Origin of the sequence: Hydrogenophaga sp. (assembly GCF_030158645.1) — a bacterium.
Lineage (GTDB): Bacteria > Pseudomonadota > Gammaproteobacteria > Burkholderiales > Burkholderiaceae_C > Hydrogenophaga.
Genome location: NZ_JAOASO010000004.1, coordinates 1 through 4708, shown reverse-complemented (window position 1 = coordinate 4708; position 4708 = coordinate 1). Strand labels below are relative to the sequence as shown.

Sequence of the window (4708 nt, the reverse complement as noted above, 5' to 3'; positions counted from 1 at the left end):
TCGCGCGCACCGACGCCTGGGAGATCGTGAGCTTCGAGCAGGAGCGTGAGGCGCCCCAGGGCTTCACCCAGCTGGCACCCGCCTGGTAATCAGCCCCATGCTGCTGTTTCGCTGGACCGTCCTGCTGCTGCTGATTGCCGCGGGCGTGTGCTTTGCGTTTTATGTGGGCACGGGCCAGGCCCGTTTCCGGACCTGGGGTGTGATCATCCTCAAGTGGACGGTGATCGCCGCACTGGGCTTCTTTGCGGTGCTGGTGCTCGAACGGCTCTTGTGAGCCGCATCCGCCGACGCTTCAGGCCTGCTCGCGCAGGTCTCTGATGAAGGCACTGAAGAGCTTGAGCCGCTCGGTGTTGATCAGCCCGATCTTCATCTCCACCGGCAGTTCCTCGCCGCGGCGGTCCACGAGGATGCGGCGCATGCGCTGACCCACAAAGGGCGCGTCCCCCGTCTGGTGAAACGTCGCCAGGGCCTCGATGAATGCGACCTGGTAGCGCACGGGCACCACCAGGTGGGCCAGCGATTCGCCCAGCGCTTCCTCGCGGGTCCATCCAAACAACTGTTCGGCCTGGGCGTTCCAGTCGGTGATGCAGCCCTCGAAGTCCATCCCGATGAAGGGCTCCTGCGCGGTGTCGATCACCGCTTGCGTGCGCGCTTCGTTCTCGTCAACGCGTTCAAAGCTGTCCTGCAGCTCGGCGGTGCGCTCCAGCACGCGCCGCTCCAGTGACACGTTGAGCTGGCGCAGTTCTTCCTCGTTGTGCTGCAAGGTGTGCACCAGCGAGTTGAAAGCGCTGCCAAGAATGGACACTTCTTCATACGCATGGGACGCGGGCGCCTTCACCGCATAGCCGGCCTCCAGACCGCGAGCCACGTCGGCCAGACCCAGCAGCGGGCGTGTGATCCAGCGTGCAAGGCCCCAGCCCAGCAACGAAAACAGCAGGGCGGCCACGCCGCCGCCCAGCAGCATGCGGCGGTGCATCTGGTCCACCGGTGCGTAGGCCTCAACCAGGTCTTGCCGCACCAGCACGCGCCACCCGAGGCCGGGGTAGTCCTCGAAGCCCTGGTCGCTGCTGAAGCCCACCAGGTACTCCTTGCCGTCCGGCCAGGTCTCCCGCACGAAGCCGCCCTCGCGGCCTTGGGCCGCTTGCACACTGGGCAGCTGGAGCACCGTGCCTTCCAACTCGGGGGGACCGAGCAACACCGCGCCGGTGCTGGAGAGGATGAGTGGGTCGATGGTGCGGCTGCGGCCCACCGGCACAAAGATCGCCTGTTCGATGTCCCGCGCCCACTTCCACGACAGGTGCACGCCCAGCACGCCGGTGATCTGGCCGTTGTCGTCCTTGAGCGGGAATGCAATGTCGACAAAGCGCATCGGCTCACCGCCCGCGCTGCCCATGAGCTGGGCCAGCAGCAGGGCCTCGTGCACGTCGCCCATGGACCGACCCTTGAGCGCGTTCTGAAACCATGGGCGCTGCGACACGTCGGCGCCTTCGAGCATGTTGCGGGTGGCGGCCAGTACCTTGCCCGCCGGGTCGGTCACGCCGATCCAGGCGTAGGTGGGATAGCTCTGCTGCAGGGCGTCGATCTCGTTCTGCACCTCGGCCAGGTCCAGCGTGCCGTTCAACCGGTTGGCGATGAGACGAACCTCGCGGTAGCGCTCGAACATGGCCTGGTCCAGGCGGCTGGTGGTCTGGTTCGCCAGCTCGGCGAGGTTGTTGCCGATGCTGCGCCGCACCTGGGTGCTGGCGGTGCGGTCGCTGAACGCAGTGAGCAGCACCGTGAGCAACAAGGACAGCAAGGTGAAGGCGAGCGCGAGCCAGGCACCCAGGCTGAGGCGGCGTGGAGCGAGGCCCATCTTCAGTAGATCCGGCCGGCCTTGTAGGCCGCGCTCGACCGCGCCTGCAGCGGCGAGACCTTGTTGATCGCCTGCAGCGTGCGGCTGACCTGCGCGTGCGTGATGGCCAAGCCCAACGCGTCGGCCGCGTCCTTGCCGGGCAGGCCGGGCAGCTTCAGCAGGCGTTTGACCATTTCCTGCACCTGCGGTTTGGCCGCCTTGCCGTAGCCCACCACCGCTTTCTTGAGCTGCAGCGCGGTGTACTCGGCCACCGGCAGGTGGTTGGCCACCAGGGCGGTGAGGCACGCGCCGCGCGCCTGGCCCAGCAGCAGCGTGGCCTGCGGGTTGACGTTGACGAACACGATCTCGCAGGCCGAGACCTCGGGCTGGTAGCGCGCCACCACCTCGGTGATGCCGTCGAACAGGATCTTGAGACGCGCGGGCAGCAGCGCGCCGTCTTTCGGGCTGGTCTGGATGGTGCCGCTGGCCACGTAGTGCAGGTTCGGGCCGTCGGTGTCGATCACACCGAAGCCGGTGCACTGCAGGCCGGGGTCGATGCCGAGGATTCTCATAGGTCGAAGGTCCAGCGCACTGAATGGAAGAACACCGGCGCGGCAAAGCAGAGCGCGTCCACCCGGTCGAGCAGCCCGCTGGCGCCGGTGGTGGAGCGGCCGGCAGAGCCCCAGTGGGTCACGCCGCGGTCGCGCTTGATCGCCTTCATCACCAGGTGGCCCATCGACCCGGCCACACAGGCCACCAGCGCCATGGCCAGCGCGGGCAGCGGCTTGAAGGGCGTGAGCCCGGCCAGCAGCGCACCGAGCAAGCCGCCCGCGGCCAGCCCCATGGCCCAGCTGCGCCAATGGAAGCTCTCGCTGATGGCGGGCGCCACCGGCGTGCCCATGCGGCGCGACGCGATGTGCTGCACCAGCATGCAGGTCTGCACCACCAGCACCAGAAAGAACACGAGAAAGGCGGTTCGGCCCACGAAACCGGGGAAGCTGAGCAGCAGCAGCGCGGGCACGTGGCTCATGCCGTAGACGCAGACCATGATGCCCCACTGCAGCTTGGCGTTGCGCTCCAGAAACCGCTGCGGGTCGTTGCCCAGCGCGCTTACCACCGGGATGGCGAGGAACACATATACCGGGATGAACACCGTGAAGAGGTTGAAGCGCTCGGTCCAGACCAGCGCGTACTGCAGCGGCAACACGATGAAAAAGGCCATCACCAGGCTGCGGTGGTCGCCGCGTCGCGTGGGCGAGAGGCTGATGAACTCGCGCAGGATGAAGAAAGAAACGAAGCCGAACAGCACGATGGCCACACCCTCGCCCAGTGCCCAGCCGATCCAGAACACCAGCGCCATGCCCCAGGAGCTGCGCAACAGCGCCTGGTTGTCGCGCAGGCGCAGTTCGCGTTCACCGGACTCGTCTTCGCCTGCGCGGCGCTCGCGCACCGACAGCAACACGCTCACGCCGCTCGCAATGAACAACAGGCCGAACAGCAACACGAACAACAGGCTGACCTGTTGGTCGCCGGTGAGGCCGCGCAGGAAGGTGCCCATGGATTCAGACCTCCCGCAAGGCGATCACCGCCTCACGAGCACGCTTGAGGAAATCGGCACGTGGTTCCTCGGCACCCAGTGCAACCGGTTCACCAAACGTCACCGAACACAGCACCGGCACCGGCACCACCTCACCCTTGGGCATCACGCGCTGCACGTTGTGGATCCAGGCCGGCACCAGCACCACACCGGGGAAGCGCTGGGCGAGGTTGTACAGGCCCGACTTGAAGGGTTGCGGATCTTCTTCATGGCCGCGTGTGCCCTCGGGAAACAGGATCAGCGAGTCGCCGCTGTCCAGCGCGTTGATGAGCGGCTGAAGCGGGTCCTCGTCGCCCTTGCGTTCGCGCTCCACATAGACCGCGTTGAACACCTCGGTGGTGATCCAGCGCTTGAAGTTCGAGGCCGTCCAGTAGTCCTTGGCGGCGATGGGGCGGGTGATGCTGCGCAGCTCGTGTGGCAGCGCAGCCCAGATCAGCACCAGGTCGGCGTGGCTCTGGTGGTTGGCAAAGTAAATGCGCTGCTCGGCCTTGGGCGGGCAACCGTGCCAGCGCGCCTGGGCGCCGGTGAGCAGACGCACCAGGCCCAGCAGGAACACGCTCATGGCGGTGGCGCGCAGGTTCATGGCAGGCGGACGTCACCCATGCGCGCAACAATGGTGCCGGTGCGCCGGGCCAGGTAGGCCGAGCCCTGGCGCGTTTCAAAGAACTTGGGCGAAGGCAGCATCACCGCGAGGCGCGCGGCCTCCGATGCGCTGAGCTTGCTGGCCGGTTTCTTGAAGTAACGCTGCGCGGCGGCCTCGGCGCCGAACACGCCTTCGCCCCATTCCACGCTGTTCAGGTAGATCTCCAGGATGCGTTCCTTGCTCAGCAGCGCCTCCAGCGCCACCGCCAGCACGAGCTCCTGGCCCTTGCGCAAAAACTGGCGTTCGCCCGACAGCAGCAGGTTCTTGGCCAGTTGTTGCGTGATGGTGGAGCCGCCCACCACCTTGGGTTCGCGCACCGGTCGGTTGGGTTGTGCGGCGGCGCGCTTTTCGGCTTGCTGCTGGCGCTTCTCGTTTTTCTGCCAGGCGGTTTCGATCGCTTCCCAGTCCACGCCCCCGTGCTCCAGAAAACCGGCGTCCTCCGATGCGATCACCGCGCGTTTGAGGTTCGGGCTGATCTGGTCACCCGCCACCCACTGGTGCGACCAGCGCCAGGTCTTGTCGGTGGTCATGCTTTCGTGCCCGACGCGCCAGGCCTCCGAGCGCATGAAGGCGGTGCTGGTCGGGTCGATCACCACCATGGCGGCGATGCGCAGCGCAAAAAACACCTGCAGCGCCA

Annotated in this window: 6 protein-coding genes; 1 reads left to right on the top strand and 5 read right to left on the bottom strand. The window is 66.7% G+C overall.

Annotation, left to right across the window (positions count from 1 at the left end):
- Positions 1-97 precede the first annotated feature (97 nt).
- On the top strand, positions 98-274 hold the full coding sequence (locus tag Q1W68_RS00090; protein ID WP_172823058.1) for a hypothetical protein: 177 nt from the start codon (positions 98-100) through the stop codon (positions 272-274).
- An 18-nt stretch (positions 275-292) separates the two neighbouring features.
- Here Q1W68_RS00090 and Q1W68_RS00085 read toward each other — a convergent pair whose 3' ends face one another.
- The 5 genes from Q1W68_RS00085 to mtgA all read right to left on the bottom strand — a co-directional run.
- Complete coding sequence (locus Q1W68_RS00085) at positions 293-1852, bottom strand: cache domain-containing protein (RefSeq protein WP_300655377.1); 1560 nt, start codon at positions 1850-1852, stop codon at positions 293-295.
- A gap of 2 nt (positions 1853-1854) precedes the next feature.
- On the bottom strand, positions 1855-2403 hold the full coding sequence (gene ruvC / locus Q1W68_RS00080) for a crossover junction endodeoxyribonuclease RuvC (protein ID WP_300655380.1): 549 nt from the start codon (positions 2401-2403) through the stop codon (positions 1855-1857).
- Positions 2400-3389 carry a phosphatidate cytidylyltransferase gene (locus Q1W68_RS00075; RefSeq protein WP_300715393.1) on the bottom strand — a complete coding sequence of 330 codons (990 nt, stop codon included), beginning with the start codon at positions 3387-3389 and terminating at the stop codon, positions 2400-2402. Before Q1W68_RS00075 ends, ruvC begins: the two co-directional genes overlap by 4 nt.
- Before the next feature lie 4 nt (positions 3390-3393).
- On the bottom strand, positions 3394-4011 hold the full coding sequence (locus Q1W68_RS00070; RefSeq protein WP_300655385.1) for a lysophospholipid acyltransferase family protein: 618 nt from the start codon (positions 4009-4011) through the stop codon (positions 3394-3396).
- The coding region (gene mtgA, locus Q1W68_RS00065) for a monofunctional biosynthetic peptidoglycan transglycosylase (protein WP_300715392.1) at positions 4008-4708 on the bottom strand (701 nt) is incomplete at its 5' end. The genes mtgA and Q1W68_RS00070, both read right to left, overlap by 4 nt.